Source organism: Sanguibacter sp. A247 (assembly GCF_052324925.1).
Lineage (GTDB): Bacteria > Actinomycetota > Actinomycetes > Actinomycetales > Cellulomonadaceae > Flavimobilis.
The window spans coordinates 846,128-867,408 of sequence record NZ_JBQPRE010000001.1 but is presented as its reverse complement, the minus strand read 5'-3'; the positions used below and the strand labels follow the sequence as shown (position 1 = coordinate 867,408).

19 protein-coding genes are annotated in these 21,281 nt (G+C 71.1%); 12 read left to right on the top strand and 7 right to left on the bottom strand.

All coding sequences use genetic code 11. From position 1 onward, the window contains the following. Positions 1–181: 181 nt before the first annotated feature. The 3 genes from ACTVCO_RS03810 to ACTVCO_RS03800 all read right to left on the bottom strand — a co-directional run bounded on the left by ACTVCO_RS03810 (position 182) and on the right by ACTVCO_RS03800 (position 4,502). Complete coding sequence (locus ACTVCO_RS03810; protein WP_443727054.1) at positions 182–1,789, bottom strand: D-alanyl-D-alanine carboxypeptidase family protein; 1,608 nt, start codon at positions 1,787–1,789, stop codon at positions 182–184. Between the two features lie 332 nt (positions 1,790–2,121). Further along, on the bottom strand, positions 2,122–3,171 hold the full coding sequence (locus tag ACTVCO_RS03805; RefSeq protein ID WP_443727053.1) for a hemolysin family protein: 1,050 nt from the start codon (positions 3,169–3,171) through the stop codon (positions 2,122–2,124). Continuing rightward, positions 3,168–4,502, bottom strand: a complete 1,335-nt coding sequence (locus ACTVCO_RS03800; RefSeq protein WP_443727052.1) for a hemolysin family protein — start codon at positions 4,500–4,502, stop codon at positions 3,168–3,170. Before ACTVCO_RS03800 ends, ACTVCO_RS03805 begins: the two co-directional genes overlap by 4 nt. 162 nt (positions 4,503–4,664) lie before the next feature. Between ACTVCO_RS03800 and ACTVCO_RS03795 the strand changes: the two genes are divergently transcribed. The 7 genes from ACTVCO_RS03795 (at position 4,665) to ACTVCO_RS03765 (ending at position 14,307) form a co-directional block, all read left to right on the top strand. After that, entirely contained in the window at positions 4,665–5,411 is a 747-nt protein-coding gene (locus tag ACTVCO_RS03795; protein ID WP_443727051.1) for a response regulator transcription factor, read from the top strand. 53 nt (positions 5,412–5,464) lie between these two features. Further along, a complete protein-coding gene (locus tag ACTVCO_RS03790; RefSeq protein ID WP_443727050.1) occupies positions 5,465–6,517 on the top strand; it encodes a HAMP domain-containing sensor histidine kinase in 1,053 nt (350 codons plus the stop codon). 41 nt (positions 6,518–6,558) lie between these two features. Then, the gene (locus ACTVCO_RS03785) at positions 6,559–7,509 is read left to right on the top strand and encodes an ABC transporter ATP-binding protein (RefSeq protein ID WP_443727049.1); all 951 of its coding nucleotides are present in this window, start codon (positions 6,559–6,561) and stop codon (positions 7,507–7,509) included. Continuing rightward, on the top strand, positions 7,506–8,306 hold the full coding sequence (locus tag ACTVCO_RS03780; protein ID WP_443727048.1) for an ABC transporter permease: 801 nt from the start codon (positions 7,506–7,508) through the stop codon (positions 8,304–8,306). The genes ACTVCO_RS03785 and ACTVCO_RS03780 overlap by 4 nt, the downstream gene beginning before the upstream one ends. Before the next feature lie 287 nt (positions 8,307–8,593). Beyond that, entirely contained in the window at positions 8,594–12,454 is a 3,861-nt protein-coding gene (locus ACTVCO_RS03775) for a multifunctional oxoglutarate decarboxylase/oxoglutarate dehydrogenase thiamine pyrophosphate-binding subunit/dihydrolipoyllysine-residue succinyltransferase subunit (protein WP_443727150.1), read from the top strand. 90 nt (positions 12,455–12,544) lie between these two features. Further along, a complete protein-coding gene (locus tag ACTVCO_RS03770; RefSeq protein WP_443727046.1) occupies positions 12,545–13,525 on the top strand; it encodes an aldo/keto reductase in 981 nt (326 codons plus the stop codon). Between the two features lie 182 nt (positions 13,526–13,707). Further along, positions 13,708–14,307 (top strand): GDSL-type esterase/lipase family protein, encoded by a 600-nt coding sequence (locus ACTVCO_RS03765; RefSeq protein ID WP_443727045.1) that lies wholly within the window; start codon positions 13,708–13,710, stop codon positions 14,305–14,307. Between the two features lie 69 nt (positions 14,308–14,376). On the opposite strand, the gene ACTVCO_RS03760 is transcribed toward ACTVCO_RS03765, so the two are convergent. Beyond that, positions 14,377–15,462: a type IV pilus twitching motility protein PilT gene (locus tag ACTVCO_RS03760; protein WP_443727043.1), complete on the bottom strand. Its 1,086-nt coding sequence runs from the start codon at positions 15,460–15,462 to the stop codon at positions 14,377–14,379. Between the two features lie 146 nt (positions 15,463–15,608). Between ACTVCO_RS03760 and ACTVCO_RS03755 the strand changes: the two genes are divergently transcribed. After that, positions 15,609–15,683, top strand: a complete 75-nt coding sequence (locus ACTVCO_RS03755) for a 50S ribosomal protein bL37 (RefSeq protein WP_155859599.1) — start codon at positions 15,609–15,611, stop codon at positions 15,681–15,683. A gap of 146 nt (positions 15,684–15,829) precedes the next feature. Here ACTVCO_RS03755 and ACTVCO_RS03750 read toward each other — a convergent pair whose 3' ends face one another. Continuing rightward, positions 15,830–16,099, bottom strand: coding sequence for a mycothiol system anti-sigma-R factor (locus ACTVCO_RS03750; protein ID WP_443727042.1), 270 nt, complete (start codon positions 16,097–16,099; stop codon positions 15,830–15,832). Further along, the gene (locus ACTVCO_RS03745) at positions 16,096–16,773 is read right to left on the bottom strand and encodes a sigma-70 family RNA polymerase sigma factor (RefSeq protein ID WP_443727041.1); all 678 of its coding nucleotides are present in this window, start codon (positions 16,771–16,773) and stop codon (positions 16,096–16,098) included. The genes ACTVCO_RS03750 and ACTVCO_RS03745 overlap by 4 nt, the downstream gene beginning before the upstream one ends. A gap of 119 nt (positions 16,774–16,892) precedes the next feature. Here ACTVCO_RS03745 and ACTVCO_RS03740 point away from each other — a divergent pair, with 119 nt between their 5' ends. The 4 genes from ACTVCO_RS03740 to ACTVCO_RS03725 all read left to right on the top strand — a co-directional run bounded on the left by ACTVCO_RS03740 (position 16,893) and on the right by ACTVCO_RS03725 (position 20,712). After that, positions 16,893–17,360 carry a DoxX family membrane protein gene (locus tag ACTVCO_RS03740; protein WP_443727040.1) on the top strand — a complete coding sequence of 156 codons (468 nt, stop codon included), beginning with the start codon at positions 16,893–16,895 and terminating at the stop codon, positions 17,358–17,360. A 101-nt stretch (positions 17,361–17,461) separates the two neighbouring features. Continuing rightward, positions 17,462–18,805 carry a 3-phosphoshikimate 1-carboxyvinyltransferase gene (gene aroA, locus ACTVCO_RS03735; RefSeq protein ID WP_443727039.1) on the top strand — a complete coding sequence of 448 codons (1,344 nt, stop codon included), beginning with the start codon at positions 17,462–17,464 and terminating at the stop codon, positions 18,803–18,805. 8 nt (positions 18,806–18,813) lie between these two features. Then, positions 18,814–19,854 (top strand): ribosome small subunit-dependent GTPase A, encoded by a 1,041-nt coding sequence (rsgA, locus tag ACTVCO_RS03730; protein ID WP_443727038.1) that lies wholly within the window; start codon positions 18,814–18,816, stop codon positions 19,852–19,854. A 63-nt stretch (positions 19,855–19,917) separates the two neighbouring features. Next, positions 19,918–20,712, top strand: coding sequence for an inositol monophosphatase family protein (locus ACTVCO_RS03725; protein WP_443727037.1), 795 nt, complete (start codon positions 19,918–19,920; stop codon positions 20,710–20,712). A gap of 83 nt (positions 20,713–20,795) precedes the next feature. On the opposite strand, the gene ACTVCO_RS03720 is transcribed toward ACTVCO_RS03725, so the two are convergent. Continuing rightward, entirely contained in the window at positions 20,796–21,281 is a 486-nt protein-coding gene (locus tag ACTVCO_RS03720) for a DUF6912 family protein (protein ID WP_443727035.1), read from the bottom strand.

The window sequence follows — 21,281 nt, the reverse complement described above, 5'->3', positions numbered from 1 at the left end:
ACGGGGGCGGTGGCCAGACGGCCGCCGCCCCCGTCCGGCGTTTCCGGGACGCAGGCGCCTGCGGCACCGGGCACCGGGCACCGGGCACCGGGCGCCAGGCGCCAGGCGCCGGGCGCCGGGACGACGAAGGCCACCCCGTGGGGTGGCCATTGTCGTCCGGTGCGCTGCCGGGCCGGGATGCTCAGTAGTCGACGAGCGGGAAGTACTCCCAGTGCCACGGCTCGTACATTCCCGAGCCGCCGCGACGCGCCCACGCGGGGTTGTCGAAGCCGAACACCGGGGCGTTGGCCTTGAGCCACGACCACTTGGCGGAGTTCCGGTACGTGCTCGAGCACAGGTCGAGCGCGAGCCCGAGGCCGTGCTGCGACGTTCCGGGGCGAGCAGCGAACGCACCGCGACGCGCGGCGACCGAGTACTGCCCGGACAACGACCGGTAGGAGTCGGAGATGCAGATCTCGCTGCCGAAGCGCGCCTCGAACTGGGCGTTGAGCTCGGTGAAGGCGATCGCTGCCCGCGGCTGCATCTCGTGCCCCGCCTGCGGCAGGTCGCACAGCTGGGCTGCGGAGAGACGGCCGTTGATCGTGGACGGGACCGTGACCGACGGGTCGCAGTTGGGGATTCCGCTGCGTGCCTCGGACCGCGAAGCGGTCGCAAGGTCGCGGCCCGCGAGGGTGTCGGCGACGATCACTGCGCTGTCGGCGAGGCCGCGGGGGCTCATGAGGACGTCGTACGTCGAGCGGCCCTCCGCGTAGTCACGAACGATGGCCGTGTGCTCGGCGCCGCCGGCGCCCTGAGCGATCGGCACGGCGACGGTCGCGATCGCGAGCGTGGCGAGCACGCCGGCCCGCGCGGAGCGCGCACCGAGCGGGCGACGGGGCGCGGGGCGCGGGGCGTTGCGGCCCGAGCTGCGGCGCTCGTGCGCGACGACCTCGCGTCGTGTGCGCTGGGGCGCGGGGGTCTCGGTTGCGGGCGCGGAGCTCGCGGCCTCACGCGCGGGGTGCGCAGCGACGGCCGCGGGGATCGCGGGAGCGGGGATCGCAGCCGGGCTCGCGACGACGGGTGCGACGCGCGCCGGAGCAGGAACTACGGGCTCAGGCTTGGCACCGGAGCGCTCGGCGGGTGCGGAGCGCTCGGCGGGTGCGGAGCGCTCGGCGGGTGCGGAGCGCTCGGCGGGTGCGGAGCGCTCGGCGGGTGCGGAGCGCTCGGCGGGCGAGACCTGCGCACGAGGCGAGGTGGCGGCAGCCGTGCGCGGGACGGGGCCGGTGTCGGTGACGGCTGAGGGCCGCGCTGGGCTCACCCCGGCCGGACGCGCGCCGGCCTGCAGTGCCGCGCGAGCGACCCCTGCGGCATGTGCGAGCTGAGCGGCGTGAGCGATCGACGGCTGCGGTGCGGGCACCCATCCCGTTGCGGGCGCGGGGCGTCCACGACGGTCGTGAGGCGCGGTCGCTGCTGGACGGGCCATGGCGCCGGGCTCGACCGTGGCGCGCACGAGCGAAGGTGGCTGTGGAGCGGAGCGAGGTGCGGGCTGTCCGGCCACCGGGGCCTCGTCCGGAACGAGGTCCGGGATGACCATCCGTGCCGCGGGGCGACCCAGGGTTCCGTACGGCGAGGCCGGGCCGGTAGCCGACGGCGCGTCGATCACGGGGACGGGAACGGAGGCTGCAGATGCTGCGGCAACCGGGACGGGGACGACGGGAACGGTGGCTGCACGCGCGTCGAGAAGTGCTGATTCGCGGCGCGAACGACGGGTCTCGGGAGCCTGAGCTTCAACCTTGCTGCTCGTGCTCACGACACCTCCGCCCGTTCTTGTTCGTCACGCTGACTGTCATCCCTCAAGCCCCTGCCGGGTGGGTCCGCCAGGTCACGCTACCCCGCTCGAGGTTCGTCGAAAACCCCCGACCAGTTCCGGTTCAGGCCGCGCACGACCTCGAAGTGGTCCTGCTCAGGGCGCCGATCCGGCGGTATCTCATGCATCGGCAGAACCATGGCTCATGTCGATGTCACGTCGATCACAGAATCATAACGACGCGAGACCCCTAGGCCAAGGCCACCTGCACAAGTGTGGCGTCCGTCTCAGAGTGCGGACGCGGGACTTTCGTCGCTTGACGATTTTCGCCCCCGCTAGGGGCGGTCAGCGGCCCGCTGCATGGCGTCGCGCACCTCGCCGACGAGCTCCTCGAGAATGTCCTCGAGGAACACGACGCCCGCCTGACGACCCTCGTCCACGACGAGCGCCAGATGAGCGCCGTCGCGCTGCATGGCGGCAAGCACCGCCTCAACCTCGTCCTGGGGTCCGACGGTCGCGAGAGACCGCACGCGCCATGACGGAACAGGCTGCCCGCAGTCAGCGTCGGTCGCGTACAGGACGTCCTTGAGGTGGAGGTAGCCCGTCACCTCGCGGTGCTCGCCAGAGACGAGCGGGAAGCGCGAGAAGCCCGTCCGTGCGACCTCGTGCTCGATGTCGTCGGGGGTGACCCCCTCGTCCACCGCGACGAGCGCGTCGGTCGGCACCATGACCTCGTGTGCAACCCGCTCCGAGAACTCGAGCGACCCGGCGAGCAGACCCTGCTTGTCCTCGAGCACTCCCTCTTGCTGAGACACCGTGACGATCGAGTGGACCTGCTCGGCGGTGAACGCCGAGGCGACCTCGTCACGTGGCTCGACGCCGCCCAGGCGCACGAAGGCGTTCGCGAGCCGGTTGAGCACGACGATGAGCGGCCTCACGGCGCGGCCGATCCACACGAGCGGCGGGCCGAACCACATGACAGCAACATCGGGGCCCGAGACCGCAAGGTTCTTCGGGACCATCTCGCCGAGCACGACGTGCAGGTAGACGACGATGACGAGCGCGATGGCAAAGGCGATGGGGTGGACCAGGGCCGAGGGCACGTGCACCGCGGTGAGCGGCGCTTCGAGCGCGTGCGCGATCGCAGGCTCGGCGACCATGCCGAGGCCGATCGAGCACACCGTGACCCCGAGCTGCGCGCACGCAAGCATGAGTGAGACGTGCTCCATGGCCCACAGGACGGTGCGCGCACGGCGGTTGCCTGCCTCGGCGAGCGGCTCGATCGACGAACGCCGGGCCGAGAGCACGGCGAACTCGGCGCCGACGAAGAAGGCGTTGCCGACGAGAAGCGCGAGACCGATGAGAAGTGCTGTTCCCGTGCTCATGCGTCGTCTCCGTCCGTGACGACCTGCGTCGCGCGCAGCCGCGCCACACGTCGGCCATGCATGCCGACGACGTAGAAGTGCACGCCGTCCACCTCGACCTCGTCTCCCACGTCCGGCATGCGGCCGAGCAACGACATGACGAGGCCGCCGAGCGTCTCGTACGCCGGGGAGTCGGGAACGACGAGCCCCGTCTGTTCAGTGAGCTCGTCGGGCCGCAGGAGCCCGGGCAGGAGCCAGGCCCCGTCCGCCTGACGCGTCGCGCCCGCGCGGCGCACGTCGTGCTCGTCGGCCACGTCACCGACGAGCTCCTCGACGACGTCCTCAAGCGTCACCACACCCGCGGTGCCGCCGTACTCGTCGAGCACGACTGCCATCTGCAGGCCGAGGCCGCGCAACGTGACGAGCAGCGGGCCAAGCCGCACGGTCTCAGGAACCGTGGGGGCGTCGACCATGAGTGCAGCTGCGGGAACCTCTGTGCGGCGGTCACGCGGCACCCCCACTGCCCGACGTACATGGACGAGCCCGACGACATCGTCGCGCGAGCCATCGATGACGGGGAAGCGCGAGTGCCCCGTCGAGCGGGACAGCTCGATGACACGCTGCGCCGAGTCCTCGCGCGTGAGGACGACGAGGCGCGTGCGGTCGGTCATGACGTCGGTCGCGCTCAGCTGCTCAAGCTCGAGGGAGTTCTTGAGAAGCAGCGCGGTGGATGCCTCGAGGGTGCCCTGCTGCGCGGACCGGCGCACGAGCGACAGCAGCTCGGGTGCGGAGCGTGCGCCTGAGAGCTCCTCGCGCGGTTCGATGCCCATGAGCCGCAGGAGCGCGTTCGCCGAGCCGTTAAGGCCCGTGATGAGGGGGCCCATCGCGCGGGTGAAGACGCGTTGCACGGGGACGACGAGCCGCGCGGTCGCGAGCGGGGCGGAGAGCGCGAAGTTCTTGGGGATGAGCTCGCCGACGAGCATCGAGAAGAGGTTGACGAGGATGAGTGCGGTGACGGTCGCGCTCACGGCCACGACCGTGGCGGCCCAACCTGTCATCCCCAACCCGCGTTCGAGCAGTCGCTGCAGCGCCGGCTGCGCGGTGTACCCGAGGAGGATCGTGGTCACCGTGATCCCGACCTGCGAGCTCGAGAGCTCGGTCGACAGCGTGCGCAGTGCGGTGAGCACGCTCTTTGACCGACGATCGGGGCCGCCTGGGCCCGACGTGCGTGCAATCTCGGACTCGAGCCCTGCGGGATCGATCGTCACGAGGGCAAACTCGCTCGCGACGAAGACCGCGGTTCCCACGGTGAGCAGGATTCCGAATGCGACGAGCAGCCAGTCGGCCAGCACGCGCTCCCCTTCGTGGCGCAGCACCTGCCGCGCGCTTGGTCGTCCGACCCGGGTCCGCCGGGCAGGGTGCGTCGCACCCGTGCGGTGAATCGTACCGACCGGGGCTGCCGTCGCGCGCGCCGCAGGTATCGCGAGGGGGCGCGTTGTGCGAATCTTGGTCGTATGACCAGCAATGCAGCGAACACTGGTGCCGCGCGCGGCACGACGATCCTCGTCGTCGAGGACGAGTCGACGATCGCGACCGCGATCGCGCAGCGCCTCACGGCCGAGGGGTGGCGCGTCGAGGTGGCACGGGACGGTCTGGCTGCCGTCGCGGCCGCGAGCCGCGTGCTGCCCGACGCGATCGTGCTCGACGTCATGCTGCCTGGGATCGACGGCCTTGAGGTGTGCCGCCGTATCCAGGCGGAGCGGCCTGTGCCGATCCTCATGCTCACCGCGCGTGACGACGAGACCGACATGCTCATCGGTCTCGGCGTCGGCGCGGACGACTACATGACGAAGCCGTTCTCGATGCGCGAGCTCGTCGCCCGTCTCAAGGCCCTGCTCCGGCGCGTCGACCGCGCCCAGCAGGCTGCGGTCTCTCCCGCAGGCGAGCCGCCGATCATCGCGGGCGACGTGACGATCGACCGCGACCAGCGTCGCGTCCACCGGGGCGGCGAGGAGATCCACCTGACGCCGACCGAGTTTGAGCTGCTCGTCATGCTCGCGAGCTCGCCGCGCACGGTGCTCACGCGTGAGCGTCTGCTCGCCGAGGTCTGGGACTGGGTCGATGCGAGCGGGACGCGCACGGTCGACTCGCACATCAAGGCCGTGCGTCGCAAGCTCGGTGCCGAGCTCATCCGGACGGTCCATGGCGTCGGCTACGCGTTCGAGCCGCCGACGGACGGCGGCGACGGCCAGGACGGCTGAGCGTGGCGTCCCCGGGTCGCCACGGCCGCGTTCCGCGTCCTCGTCTTCCCGACGTGCGTCCGCTCGACGTCCTCCGCTCGATCCGCACGAAGCTCGGCGTCCTTGTCATTGCGACGAACACGCTCGCCGCGCTCATCACGTGGACCGGTCTGAAGATGCACCTGGGGCCGACGCGGACGTTCCCGCTCGCGCTCGTCGTCTCGATCGTGGTGACGCTCGTCCTCGCGCGCGGCATGACGTCGCCGCTGCGCGAGATGACGGCGGCTGCGCGGGCCATGGCGGGCGGCGACTACTCGCGGCGCGTCCGAGCGACGAGCCGGGACGAGGTGGGGCAGCTCGCGAACGCGTTCAACCACATGGCCGACGATCTTGCGACGGGCGACCAGCAGCGGCGTGATCTCATCGCGAACGTCTCCCACGAGCTGCGGACCCCGGTCGCGTCCCTGCGGGCGCAGCTGGAGAACATCGTCGACGGGGTGACGCCGGCGACGCCCGCGACGCTCGAGTCCGCCCTCACGCAGACGGAGCGGCTCTCGCGGCTCGTCACCTATCTCCTTGACCTCTCACGCATCGAGGCTGGCGCGGCCGACCTCGTCGTGACGACGGTCGACGTCGCGGACTTCCTTGACTCGATCGTCGACGAGGTCGAGATGGTCGAGGCGGGCAAGAACCTCGTCTTCGAGGTCGATGTCACGCCTGCGGATCTCACGGTGCCGGCGGACCCTGATCGGCTCGCGCAGATCTTCGTCAACCTGCTTCACAACGCGATCCGGCATGCGCCGCACGGGTCGACGGTGCGGGTCGAGGCGTCGCGGCGCGGGGACCGGATTCTCATCGACGTGGCCGACGAAGGGCCGGGGATCGCGGTGGCTGACCGCTCACGCATCTTCGAGCGCTTCGTGCACGGGGCGACGCCTCCGCCGACGTCGTCGGCGGGGACGTCGGGCGGCACGGGGATCGGTTTGGCGATCGTCCAGTGGGCGGTCGCGTTGCACGGCGGGGACATCGAGGTTGTCGACTCCGACCTCGGGGCGACCTTCCGCGTCTCCCTCCCGGCTCCGCGCCTGCGGGGATTGCGGAGCGCAGGGCGCGATGTCGTCGCCTAAACCACTTGTTATATAGAACCTAGAACAACTAGGGTTACAACATGGTTCGCACACCCTCACCCCCACCACCCACCGCCACACCCGCGCACCTCTCGATCGCGGGCCTCACCAAGTTCTTCGGCTCCGTCCACGCGGTCGACAACCTCACGTTCGACGTGGCCCCAGGCCGCGTCACAGGCTTCCTCGGCCCCAACGGAGCCGGCAAGACCACGACGCTGAGCATGCTCGTCGGGCTCACCGCCCCCACGTCAGGAAGCGCAACCATCGGCGGCCTGCGCTATGCCGAGCTCACGAACCCGGCCCGCACGATCGGGGTCGCGCTCGAGGCCTCGTCCTTCCACCCGGGCCGCTCCGCACGCAACCACCTGGCGATGTTCGCCCCGGCCGCGGGCGCCGACACCGCGCGCGTGACCCACCTGCTCGAGCTCGTCGGGCTCACCGCGGACGCCGACCGTCGCGTCGGCGGCTACTCCACCGGAATGCGTCAGCGTCTTGCGCTCGCGACCGCGCTGCTCGGCGACCCCGAGATTCTCGTCCTCGACGAGCCGACCAACGGCCTCGACCCAGCGGGCATCGCCTGGCTGCGCTCCTTCATGAAGAACTTCGCGGCGAGCGGACGCACCGTCCTCGTCTCGAGCCACATCCTCTCGGAGGTGCAGCACTCCGTCGATGACGTCGTCATCGTGGCACGGGGCCGCCTCGTGCATGCGTCACCGCTCTCGGAGCTCGCGGCACTCGCCGTCCGCACCGTGACCGTCGCCTCCCCCACGCCCGAGGCGCTCCGCGCACTCGTGGCGGAGCACGGCTGGTCGACGGCACCCGCAGAAGCCGCGCCTTCGGACACCCTGCGGCTCGCCGACGTGCGCGCCGCCGAGGTGGGGGCCGCGGCGTTCGCGGCAGGCCTCGAGCTCCACCTCCTCGCGGAAGACGCTCCCGGCCTCGAAGACGTCTTCCTCGAGCTCACCGGACAGACGACGAAGGTGGCGGCATGAAGCGCGCGATGATGCTCGAGCTCACGAAGTTCTTCACGACGCGCATGTGGTGGGTCCTTCTCGCCCTCATGGGCGGGTACATGGCGCTCCTCGCGGCAGGGATGGGCTACGCGCTCACCGCCGCCCCGGGCTCGACCGACGTCACGGTGACCGACCCGATGAGCACGGCGCGTGCGGTCTACGCCGTGAGCACGTCGATCGGCTACATCTTCCCCGCTCTCATCGGGACCCTGGCCGTCACGGGCGACCTCCGCCACCGCACGATCATCCCGACGCTGCTCGCCGACCCGTCGCGGACGCGCCTGCTCGTCGCCAAGCACCTGGGAGCTCTTCCCGTCGGGATCGCCTACGGGCTCGCGGGGAGCCTCGCCGCGTTCGGCGCGGGCGCGGCGTTCATCGCGCTCGGCGGTGGCGACCCGCTCCTCGGGACGCCTGAGGCGTGGCGGACGGTTGCGCTGTCGACCGTGGCTCTCACGCTGTGGACGCTCGTCGGGGTGGGCCTCGGGTCCGCGATCAGCAACCAGGTCGCTGCGCTCGTCGTCCTGCTCGCCTTCACGCAGTTCGTCGAGCCGATCGCGCGCGTCGGGCTGGCCGCGGGCCTGGGCTCGACAGGCGAGCGCATCGCTTCGTTCTTGCCCGGGGCTGCCGGCGACGCGCTCGCGGAGGGCTCGATCTACGCGCTCATCACTCCGGGGGCGCTCCTCGAGTGGTGGCAGGGTGCACTGGTCCTGGTCGGCTACGCCGTCGTCCTCACAGTGATCGGGCGCCTCACGACCTTCCGTCGCGACCTGTCGTGAGGGCGTCCGAGGCGCGGACAGCACGATGACCATCCGGGCCCACCAGATGTGATCTTCGTCACACCAGTGGTGCGACCTCACCAAGTGATGGCGCACCAAGGTGAGACCTTGGTCCTAGCCGGGTCGCCCCTTGGCTCGATTTTGCCTCTTCCACAGACGCCGCTGGTCACGCGTCCAGCACCGCCTCCGCGAGGCCAGGGGCGACCCGTAGTGTGGACCTGACCGATGCCGTGCGCACGATCTGTGGCTGCACGACCACCCAGTCTGTGGAAGAGGCGATCTACGAAGTGTCCGGAAATGCTGAATCAGCGTCGATCAGCGGTGCAGGCGCCACGTTCGGAGCCAATGAATGGCTCGTTGACGAGCTCTACGAGCGGTACCTCCAGGACAAGAATTCCGTCGACCCTGCGTGGTGGGACTTCTTCGCGGACTACACGCCCAACGCCGCGGTGACCTCGGACGTCGACATCACCCCAGACTCAACCCCCGCGGCCCCCGCCGTCACCGCGTCAGGCGACCGCGTCGCGGCCCCAGCAGCCAACGCCGCGGTGACCCCGGCAGCGCCCACCCAGGCCCCGGCACCCGCGAGCCCGCAGCCCGCCACGGCCGCGACCTCCGCCGCGCCGACGCCCGTCGCGACGCCCGCGAGCGCGCCCTCCCCCACACCGCCGGCAGGCCACGGGACCACGACGGTCCCGCTCGTCCCGACCGCCTCGCCTGCCACCGCGCCGTACGCACAACGTCCCGCGACGCGCACCGACGCCGCCTCCGCCACGAGCACCGAGAACGTCGAGAAGCTCCGCGGCCCAGCCGCGCGCGTCGTGACGAACATGGAGGCGAGCCTCGAGGTCCCCACCGCCACCTCCGTGCGTGCCGTCCCCGCCAAGCTCATGGTCGACAACCGCATCGTCATCAACAACGCGCTCGCACGCGGCCGCGGCGGCAAGGTCTCGTTCACCCACATCATCGGCTTCGCCCTCGTCGAGTCCCTCGCCGAGATGCCCGCGATGAACGCGTCCTACACGCAGCTCGACGGCAAGCCCGCGGTCCACCACCCCGCCGACATCAACCTCGGCATCGCGATCGACCTGCCCAAACCCGACGGCACGCGCCAGCTCATGGTGCCCGCTGTCAAGGCCGCCCAGACCCTCGACTTCCAGGGCTTCTGGAGCGCCTACGAGGACATCGTCCGGCGCGCCCGCGGCGGCAAGCTCGAGGTCTCGGACTTCCAGGGCACGACGATCTCCCTCACCAACCCCGGCACGATCGGCACGGTGCACTCCGTGCCGCGCCTCATGCAGGGCCAGGGCACGATCATCGGCGTCGGCGCGATGGACTACCCCGCAGAGTTCCAGGGCGCCTCCGTCGAGCGCCTCGCCCGGCTGGGTATCTCCAAGGTGCTCACGCTCACCTCGACGTACGACCACCGCATCATCCAGGGCGCGCACTCCGGCGAGCTCCTGCGCATCCTCGGCAACAAGCTCCTCGGACTCGACGGGCTCTACGACCGGATCTTCGCAGCGCTCCACATCCCGTACGAGCCCGTGCGCTGGGTGCGCGACAACACGGTCGACGACGACGTCGAGGCCGCCAAGCCCGCACGCGTCGCTGAGCTCATCCACGCGTTCCGCTCGCGCGGCCACCTCATGGCCGACACCGACCCGCTCACGTACCGCGTGCGCCGTCACCCTGACCTCGACGTCCAGACGCACGGCCTCACGCTCTGGGACCTCGACCGCACCTTCCCCACGGGTGGCTTCGGCGGCAAGCAGAAGGACACGCTGCGCAACATCCTCGGCCTTCTGCGCGACTCCTACTGCCGCACGATCGGCGCCGAGTACATGCACCTCGCCGACCGGACGCAGCGCAAGTGGCTCCAGGCGCGCCTCGAGGCCGGCTACGAGCGCACCCCGCGCGAGGAGCAGCTGCGCATCCTCGGCCGCCTCAACGCCGCGGAGGCGTTCGAGACGTTCCTCCAGACGAAGTTCGTCGGGCAGAAGCGCTTTTCGCTCGAGGGCGGCGAGTCGCTCATCGCCCTGCTCGACGGCGTCCTCAACTCCGCGGCCCGCGCGGGCCTCGACGAGGTCTGCATCGGCATGGCCCACCGCGGTCGGCTCAACGTCCTCGCGAACATCGCGGGCAAGAGCTACTCGCAGATCTTCGCCGAGTTCGAGGGCAACCTCGACCCGCGGACCTTCCAGGGCTCGGGCGACGTCAAGTACCACCTCGGAACCGAGGGCACGTTCACGACCGACACGGGCGAGGAGACCAAGGTCTACCTCGCGGCCAACCCGTCCCACCTCGAAGCCGTCAACGGCGTGCTCGAGGGCGTCGTGCGCGCCAAGCAGGACAAGATCGACCTCGGCGGCGACGGCTTCTCCGTCCTGCCGATCCTCATCCACGGTGACGCCGCGTTCGCCGGCCAGGGCGTCGTCCAGGAGACGCTCAACCTCGCGGGGCTGCGCGGCTACCGCACCGGTGGCACGGTCCACGTCATCATCAACAACCAGGTCGGCTTCACGACGGGCCCCGGCTCGTCGCGCTCCACGCTCTACACGACCGACGTCGCCAAGGGCCTGCAGGTCCCGATCTTCCACGTCAACGGCGACGACCCCGAGGCCGTCGTCCGCGTGGCCGAGCTCGCCTTCGCGTTCCGTGAGGAGTTCGACCGGGACGTCATCATCGACATGGTCTGCTACCGCCGCCGCGGTCACAACGAGGGCGACGACCCCTCGATGACGCAGCCGCTCATGTACAACCTCATCGACTCCAAGCGCTCGACCCGCAAGCTCTACACCGAGGTTCTCGTCTCCCGCGGGGACATCACGGTCGACGAGGCCGAGCAGGTCGCGCAGGACTTCCACACGCAGCTCGAGCGCGTGTTCGCCGAGGCGAAGGAGGGCGGCTTCCAGGCACCCGAGCACACCGAAGCCGTGCGCGGCCTCGAGATCCCCGAGTCGCAGCGTGAGGACGCGGGCACGATGGTCGGCTGGACGACCGCGATCGACAAGGCCACGGTCGAGCTCGTCGGGCGGACGCACGTCAACCCGCCCGAAGGCTTCACGGTCCACCCCAAGCTCGCCCAGCTCCTCGAGAAGCGCGAGCAGATGTCGCGCGAGGGCGGGATCGACTGGGGCTTCGGCGAGCTGCTCGCCTTCGGCTCGCTCCTCACCGAGGGCACGCCCGTGCGTCTGGCCGGGCAGGACTCGCGTCGCGGCACCTTCGTGCAGCGTCACGCGGTCATGCACGACCGCGAGACGGGCGCCGAATGGACCCCGCTGCTCTACCTCACGTCGGACCAGGCGAAGTTCTGGGTCTACGACTCCTCGCTCTCGGAGTACGCGGCGCTCGCGTTCGAGTACGGCTACTCGGTTGAGCGGCCCGACGCACTCGTCCTGTGGGAGGCGCAGTTCGGCGACTTCGTCAACGGTGCCCAGACGGTCATCGACGAGTTCGTCTCGTCGGCCGAGCAGAAGTGGGGTCAGCACTCCTCGCTCGTCATGCTCCTGCCGCACGGCTTCGAAGGCCAGGGGCCCGACCACTCCTCGGCTCGCATCGAGCGGTTCCTCCAGCTCGCCGCCGAGGACAACATGTTCGTCGCGCAGCCGTCGACGCCTGCCTCGCACTTCCACCTGCTGCGCCGCCAGGCCTATCACCGCCCGCGTCGTCCGCTCATCGTCTTCACTCCCAAGCAGCTGCTGCGTCTCAAGGCAGCGGCATCGAGCGTCGAGGACTTCACGACGGGCACGTTCCAGCCCGTCATCGGCGACGACGTTATGGCCGCCCAGCCCGGCCAGGTCGATCGCGTGCTCCTGTGCTCGGGCCGCCTCTACTACGACCTGCTCGCCCGCCGCGGCAAGCTCGGAGACGACCGCACCGCGATCGTGCGGCTCGAGCAGCTCTACCCGCTCGAGTCGGAGCAGATCGCCGAGGCGCTCGCGCCCTACGGCGATGCCGAGGTCCTCTGGGTCCAGGACGAGCCTGCGAACCAGGGCCCGTGGCCCTTCGTCGCGATGCACCTGCCGCAGGCGCTCGGCCGCATGGTGCGGGTCGTCTCGCGTCCTGCGTCGGCCTCGCCGTCAGCCGGGACGATGAAGCGGCACCAGCGTCAGGCCGAGGAGCTCCTCACGGCGGCCTTCACCCGCTGACGCATCCGAGTCGCACAGGCCCGTGGCCCGCGCCCCACAGGGGTGCGGGCCACGGGCCTGTGCGCGCTCGCAACGGCCTAGACTGCGGGTATGCAGACCATGCGATGGAGCAACGGACGGGACGTCTCGGCGATCGGGCTCGGCACCTGGCAGCTCGGTGCCGACTGGGGGACGGTTGAGGAGTCAGACGCTCATGCGGTGCTCGACGCCGCGCTCGAGTCCGGGGTGACCTTCTTCGACACCGCGGACGTCTACGGTGACGGCCGCTCGGAGCAGATCATCGGCTCCTTCCTGCGCGCCCGTCCCGACGCTGACGTCTTTGTCGCGACCAAGGCCGGGCGCCGGCTGCCCCAGGTCCACGAGAACTACTCGCTCGCCAACCTGAGGGAGTGGACCGACCGGTCACGCCGCAACCTGGGGCTCGAGACGCTTCCGCTCGTCCAGCTCCACTGCCCGCCCACGTCCGTCTACGCCGACGACGAGGTCTTCGACGCCCTCGACACGCTCGTCGCCGATGGCGCGATCGCGTCGTGGGGCGTGAGCGTCGAGAAGCGGTCCGAGGCCATGCGCGCGCTCGAGCGCCGCAACCTCGCGAGCATCCAGATCATCCTCAACGCGTTCCGGCTCGCGCCGTTCGACGACGTCGTTCCGACGGCTGCCGAGCGAGGCGTCTCGATCATCGCGCGCGTGCCGCTCGCCTCGGGCCTCCTCGCGAACCGTTACACGGCCACGACAACCTTTGCCGCCGACGATCACCGCACCTACAACCGTTCGGGCGAGGCCTTCGACGTCGGCGAGACGTTCGCGGGCGTCGACTTCGCCACGGGTGTCGCCGCGTCCGCCGAGCTCGCCGCGCTCGCTCCCGAAGGGCTCACGCCCGCCCAAGCCGCGCTCGCCTGGCTCGCGCAGCACGACGGTGTCACGACGGTCATCCCGGGTGCTCGCTCCCCCGAGCAGGCACGCGCCAACGCGGCCGCAGGATCCGCAGCCCCGCTGCCCGAGGCCTACGACGCCGCGGTGCACCGGATCTACGACCGCGACATGCGCGCCGCCGTTCACGCACGCTGGTAGCCCTCGCGCACGTGTGGCAGGGCCGCGCTCGCCTCGGGTGAGCGCGGCCCTGCCACGTCCGTCGAGGCACCGCACGCGGCGGCGCACGCGCCCCACCCGAGCCGGTGAGCGGGGCGCGGCGTGTTGCCGCCCGCTCACGGCGGCCCGCGGGTGACGATGGGACGAACCCCTAGGAGGACCCTGTGACCAGAAAGCTGCGCATCTGCGTCGTCGGTGACGAGCTCGCGGCCGGCGTCGGCGACCCCAAGGCGCTCGGCTGGGTCGGGCGCGTCGTCGCCCGCACGGGCGAGGTCGACGTCGAGCACTATGTCCTCGCGACCCCGGGCGAGACGACGACCGCTCTCTCGGGCCGGTGGGAGCGTGAGGTCGAGCCACGGCTGTCCGCCGACACCGAGATCGACCACCGCCTTGTCGTCGCGCTCGGGCGCCACGACCTTGCCGCAGGCCTGTCTGTCGCACGGTCACGGCTCAACCTCGCCAACATCCTCGATGTCGCCGACGCCCGCCACCTGCGCACGCTCGTCGTCGGGCCGCCGCCCGGCCTGCACGCGGACGACGATCGCCTCGCCGACCTCTCACGCGCCTACAGCGACGTCGCCCAGCGCCGACGCGTGCCGTTCGTCGAGACGTTCGCGCCCCTCGTCAGCCACGACCAGTGGCACGCCGACCTCGCGGCGCGCGGCGACGACCTGCCGCAGCAGGCCGGCTACGGCCTCATGGCCTGGCTCGTGCTCCACTCCGGGTGGCACCAGTGGCTCGGGCTCGCGAGCCCCGACGCGTGAAGCACGAAGCCCTGCGCTCGTCGGCGGCAGACCGACGCTGAGCGCAGGGCGAGCGCACTGCTCGAGGTGTCAGACCTCCATGCCGAGACCGCGCAGCGTGAGCGTGAGGTCCTGCGGGTTCGAGGCAGCCGCAACCGCCTCGTCGTACGTGATCCGACCCGAGACGACGAGCTCGCACAGGTGCTGGTCGAACGTCTGCATCTTGTAGTACGCGCCGTCCGCGATGAGGTCGGTGAGCGGCGGGTTGTCGATCGGGTTGACGATCGCCTCGGCGGTACGGCCCGTGTTGACCATGACCTCGACCGACGGGCACCGGTTGTCGTCGACCGTCCGCACGAGGCGCTGGGAGACGATGCCGCGCAGCATCTGCGACAGTGCCGTCCGGATCTGCAGCTGCTCGTAGGGCGGGAAGAAGTCGATGATGCGGTTGACCGTCTCCTGCGCATCGATCGTGTGGAGCGTCGAGAGCACGAGGTGACCGGTCTCGGCCGCCTGGAGCGCGGCGCGCACCGTCTCGATGTCACGCATCTCGCCGACGAGGATGACGTCGGGGTCCTGACGCATCGCGGCACGCAGGGCGGTCGAGAAGTCCTTCGTGTCCTGACGTACCTCGCGCTGGGAGATGATCGACTTCTTGTCCTCGTGCAGGACCTCGATCGGGTCCTCGATCGTGATGATGTTGACCTCGCGGTGCGTGTTGATGAGATCCACCATCGCGGCGAGCGTCGTCGTCTTGCCCGCACCCGTCGGGCCCGTCACGAGGACGAGGCCGCGCGGCTCGAGCGCAAGGTCGCCCACGATCGCGGGGACGCCGAGCTCGGCGAGGCTCGAGGTGCCCACGCCGACGAGACGGAACACCATCGCGGTCGTGCCGCGCGCCTGGTACGCGTTGACGCGAAACCGCCCGACGCCAGCGACGGAGTAGGCGAAGTCGGCCTCGTGCGTCCGCTCGAACTGGTCGACGAGGTCGGCCGGGAGCACCTGCGAGAGCATGTGGTCGGTGTCCACGGGGGTGAGCACGGGGACCTGGAGGCGCCGCAGCCGTCCGTCGACACGCACGCGGGGGGCGGAGCCCACCTTGACGTGGAGGTCGGAGGCCTCCGCCTTGACGACGGCGTGGAGCAGCGGGATGACGGACTGCGGTGTGGCGTTCACGCTAGACAGTATCGGCCCTCCGCGAGCCAGACTTGAGCGTGTGTCCTCTCTGTCACCCCTGTGGCCCAGATGAGTTCGCACGCACCGCGCGCGGTGTGGGATCATGGACGACGGCCAGCACGACCACCCACTGACTTGGAGTCACTATGAGCAAGCGCGGACGCAAGCGTCGTAGCCGTAAGGGCAGCGCCGCCAACCACGGCAACCGTCCCAACGCCTGAGTCTCGTCTCAGAGCGGCCGCTGGACGGCATGCGCAAGGCCCCGGAGCATGGCTCCGGGGCCTTTGCTGTGGGCCGCTGGTGCTGGCCGCCGTCGCGCGGCCACTCGCGTGGCCAAGGCTCCTTGACGCGACCGCGCTGAACGAGTTCAGCCCTCGGTGCGCCACACGGCGATCTGCGTGCTGATACGAACGCGCAGCGACTCGGGCGCGCGCTCGCAGCACGAACGGCGCAGTACGACGCGCATGATCTCTTCGATCTCGAGCACGCCGAGCCCCGGCGCCACCTCAGCGACGCTCGCGCGCAGGTCAGCCGCGTCGGCCACCGTCATCCCGGAGCGCAGGTAGTCCTCGACGTGGCTGATGACCTCGGCGCACTCCTCGCCGTCGAGCGGGCGTTCGTCCCGAGCGTCGCTCATGACCCCTCCTGCGTCGCAGGCAGGAGCCCGCGCTCGGCCGCGTAGCCCGCGAGGAGCGTGCGCAGCTGCGCGCGGCCCCGATGCAGTCGCGACATGACGGTGCCGATGGGGGTTCCCATGATCTCGGCAATCTCCTTGTACGGGAATCCCTCGACGTCGGCGAGGTAGACCGCGAGGCGGCGGTCCTCGGGAAGCGCGGCGAGCGCCTCCTTGACGTCGGAGTCCGGAAGCGCGTCGAGAGCTTCGACCTCGGCCGAGCGCAGGCCGCTCGAGGTGTGCGACGCCGCGCGGGCGATCTGCCAGTCCTCGATCTCTTCCGTCTGCGACTTTTTCGGTTCGCGCTGCTGCTTGCGGTAGGTGTTGATGAACGTGTTCGTGAGGATCCGGTACAGCCACGCCTTGAGGTTCGTGTCAGGGCGGTACTGGTGGAAGGCCGCGAACGCCTTGGCGAAGGCCTCTTGGACGAGGTCCTCCGCGTCCGTGGGATTGCGCGTCATGCGCAACGCCGCGGCGTAGAGCGCGTCGAGGTGCCCGAGCGCGTCACGCTCGAAGCGTGCGCGGCGCTCCTCAGCAGTCTCGTCTGCTGGGGCGCGGCGGGTGTCGTCGGTCTCGTCCATCACGTGCCAGCCTAGCGGCGCGCGAGACGAGCCCGCCGCAGAGCGGGTGGCGCTCACGACGGGGCGGGCAGGAGCAGAACAGGTCACACACCATGAACACCCGCTGACGTCGCGGCATTCCCCGCGAGCGCTACCGTGGGATCACGCAGCTCGTGCCTCGGTCGAAGGAGCCTTCCATGCTGGTCCGCCGTCTCGCCCGCCCCATGCTTGCGTCGTGGTACGTCCACGACGGCCTCGACGCGGTGCGCACTCCCGCTCCCCACGTCGCGGTCGCCCGTCCGGTCGCCGACCGCGTGACGAGCGCGCTCGGGCGTCCCCCGGTCCCTGAGCGCACGCTCACGTGGGCCGTGCGCGCGCACGGCGCTGCGACGATCGTCGCGGGCCTCGGGCTCGCGCTCGGGCGCGCGCCACGCTCGAGCGCAGCGGCTCTCGCGGCGCTCACCCTCCCGCTCGCGGTCGCTCAGCAGCCCATGACGTCACCCAGGTCGCTCGACAAGTCGCGCCTCACGCCGTTCGTGCACGCACTAGGAGGGCTGGGCGCCGCCGTTCTCACCGCCGTCGACCTCGAGGGACGCCCAGGCGTGGCCTGGCGCGTCGACAAGGCACGTCGGGACCGCGCAGACCGCACACCGCTCGACGGCTGAGGGGCCACCGCGGCACCAGGCTCCGTCTCGCGACGCCGGGCTCCGTCTCGCGGCCCGGGCCTGACCCACTGGCTCCTCGGGCCTCCGATAGCCTGGGTGTCATGACCGCTTCGACGCCGCACGACCCTTCGTCCGACGCCGCCCACCCCGGTTCCGCCGACCTTCCGTGGGCGGCATCCGTCGCCGAGCACGCGCTCGACGCGACGGTCGACGTCCCCGGGTCCAAGTCCCTGACGAACCGTTACCTCGTCCTTGCTGCGCTCGCCGACGGGCCGAGCACGCTGCGTGGGGCACTGAGCAGCCGCGACACGCTCCTCATGGCGCAGGCCCTGCGCGAGCTCGGTGTCGGGATCGAGGTCGACGGCACGACGTGGCGGGTGACGCCCGGCCCGCTGCGCGGCCCCGCATCGATCGAGTGCGGCCTGGCCGGAACGGTCATGCGCTTCCTTCCGGCGGTTGCCGCGCTCGCCGACGGCCCCGTGCGTTTCGACGGCGACGCGGGCGCACGCGTGCGTCCCATGGGACCCGTCCTCGCCGGCCTGCGTCACCTGGGTGTCCCGGTCACGGCCGACGACGGCTCAGAGCCGGCCACCTTGCCGTTCACGGTCGAGGGCCGCGGCGGCGTCGTCGGGGGTGCGGTCGACGTCGACGCGAGCGCGTCGAGCCAGTTCGTCTCCGGCCTGCTCCTCGCCGGCGCACGCTTCGACCGCGGCCTGCGCCTGCGGCACGTGGGGTCAGCGCTCCCGAGCCTGCCCCACATCGACATGACCGTCGAGGTCCTGCGGGGCGCGGGAGTCGCGGTTGACGACTCGACGCCGTCGCTGTGGATCGTCGAGCACGGGCCCATCACCGCCCGCGACGTCCGCGTCGAACCAGACCTCTCGAACGCGAGCCCCTTCCTCGCCGCCGCCCTCGTCGCGGGCGGAACCGTGCGCGTACCGGGGTGGCCCACCTCGACGACGCAGCCGGGTGCGCTCGTACCCGAGCTGTTCGCCCAGATGGGCGCGCGCACGCGCCAGGTCGGGGACACGCTCGAGGTCACGGGAACCGGACGCATCTCAGGCATCGACGTCGACCTTCACGCAGCCGGCGAGCTCACCCCGACGATCGCCGCGATCGCCGCGATCGCCGAGACCCCCAGCCGCCTGCGTGGCGTCGCCCACCTGCGAGGGCACGAGACCGACCGGCTCGCGGCGCTCGTCACCGAGATCAACCGCCTGGGCGGCCGCGCTGTCGAGACCGAGGACGGCCTGACGATCGAGCCCGCCGCGCTCCACGGGGGCACGGTCGAGACCTACCACGATCACCGCATGGCAACCTTCGGCGCGATCCTCGGTCTGCGCGTGCCGGGCGTGCGCGTGGAGAACATCGGGACGACCGCCAAGACGCTGCCCGACTTCACAGGCATGTGGTCGACGATGCTCTCCACGACGACGCAGGGCTGAGGGGGTCCATGAGCGCACGGCAGCGTGACGAGGGCGATTTCCGAGCACGGCCCTCACGCCGCGGCACCCGGCCACGGACCAAGCAACGCCCCGAGCATGCTGACGCCGTGCGCGCACTCGTCACCGGGGTCGACCGTGGCCGGTACACCCTTCTGCTCGACGAGGACGGCCCTGGCGAGCACATCCTCACCGCGATGAAGGCCCGCGAGCTCACACGCGACCGCATCGTCTGCGGCGACTCGGTCGACGTCGTCGGCGACACGACCGGTGACGACGGAAGTCTCGCGCGCATCGTGCGCATCGCCGAGCGCACCTCGGTCCTGCGCCGCACCGCCGACGACACCGACCCGTACGAGCGCATCGTCGTCGCCAACGCCGACCAGCTCGTCATCGTCACCGCGCTCGCCGACCCCGAGCCGCGCCCTCGCATGATCGATCGGTGCGTCGTCGCTGCCTACGACGCGGGCATGCACGTCCTGCTGTGCCTCACCAAGTCGGACCTCGCCTCCCCCGACGCCCTCATCGCGCTCTACGAGCCGCTCGGGGTCGAGATCGTCGTCACCCGCCGCGACGACGAGGGTGGCGTGCCCGCCGCGGACGCGGTCCGCGACCACCTGCGCGGACGCACGTCGGTCCTCGTCGGGCACTCGGGCGTCGGCAAGTCGACCCTCGTCAACGCGCTCGTGCCGGGCGCCGCGCGCGCGACGGGCCGCGTCAACGACGTCACCGGCCGCGGCCGGCACACGTCGACGAGCGCCGTCGCCCTGCGCCTGCCCGACCACGACGGCTGGGTCATCGACACCCCCGGCGTGCGTTCCTTCGGCCTGGCGCACGTCGAACCCGCAACGATCCTCGCAGCGTTCGACGACCTCGCCGAGGCCGCCGAAGCCTGCCCGCGCGGCTGCACGCACCTGGCCGACGCCCCGGACTGCGAGCTCGACACCTGGGTCGCTGCAGTCGAGCCCGAGTCCGACGAGCACGTCTGGCGGGCACGCCGGCTCGATTCCTTCAGGCGCGTCCTGGCGGCACGTACCGGAGCGGCGGAGTAAGTCCGTGTGCCCGTACGGCGGGCCGCCCCGCGCCCGCGCCCTCCCGGCCGCTAGCGTGAGGGCATGACGCCGCAGGCCACGTACGACGACGACCTTCGACTCGCGCATGCGATCGCCGACCATGTCGACGCCCTCACGATGTCGCGCTTCAAGGCACTCGATCTTCACGTCGACACCAAGCCCGACCACACCCCGGTCTCTGACGCCGACAAGGCAGCAGAGGACCTCGTCCGCAGCCTCCTGTCGCGCTCACGCGGCCGCGACGCGTTCCTCGGAGAAGAGACGGGCGCGAGCGGCCACGGCGCACGCCAGTGGGTCCTCGACCCGATCGACGGGACGAAGAACTACATCCGCGGCGTTCCGGTGTGGGCGACCCTCATCGCCCTTCTCGTCAACGGCGAGCCCGTCGTCGGTCTCGTGAGCGCCCCCGCCCTCCAGCGTCGCTGGTGGGCATCCGTGGGCACGGGCGCCTGGACGGGCCGCTCGCTGTCCGCTGCGAGCCGGATCCATGTCTCTGGCGTGCGCGACCTCGCCGACGCGTCGTTCTCGTACTCGAGCCTCACGGGCTGGCAGGACATCGACCGCCTCACGGGCCTGCTGACGATCTCTGACTCGGTGTGGCGCACGCGAGCGTTCGGGGACTTCTGGTCGTACATGCTCGTCGCCGAGGGCGCCGTCGATGCCGCGGCCGAGCCCGAGCTCTCGCTGCACGACATGGCCGCGCTCGTCCCGATCGTCACGGAGGCGGGCGGGCGTTTCACCTCCCTCGCAGGCGAGGCCGGACCGCACGGCGGCAACGCTCTGGCAACGAACGGCCTTCTGCACGACGCGTTCCTCGAGCACCTCGGCACTGCCTGATCACGCTGGTCAGCGCGTCACGGAGGCGCGTCGGACCGTCGGGCGGGCGGGTCCCGCGACCGACGGCTGCGGAGGTCCTGCGCTCAGCGGGGAATGTCGGCGAGCTCGGTCGCGTCGTACCAGAGCAGGTCACGCTCGACGAGCCGCTCGAGCGCCGCATCGTCACCCTCGAGCGTCGCGACGACGTCGGCTGCGGCACCCGGCTCGTCGACGTGCGCGCACACGAGCCTCGCACCTGGCACGGGCGCCACGAGGTCGACCGCGCTCGGCGTGAGGATCGCGGCATCACCGGCCGCGTCGACGACGACGTCGTCCGGGACCTCGAGCGTCAGCACGAGCCGGAGCCGGGGTGCACCAGGAGCTCGGACGAGCTCCGTGAGCGCGTCGTCGGCCGCCGCGAGGTGCGCCGCGTACTCAAGGCCCTCCTGGTCCTCGTCCGCAAGCGCGGCTGCGAGCGCGGCGGTGACCGTGTGGGCCCGCGTCGGCTCAAGATCGAGCGTCGTGCGGCCGCCCGCGCCGGACCGGACGCCGACGAGGAGCTCGAGCGTTGCGGGCAGGTAGATGCGCAT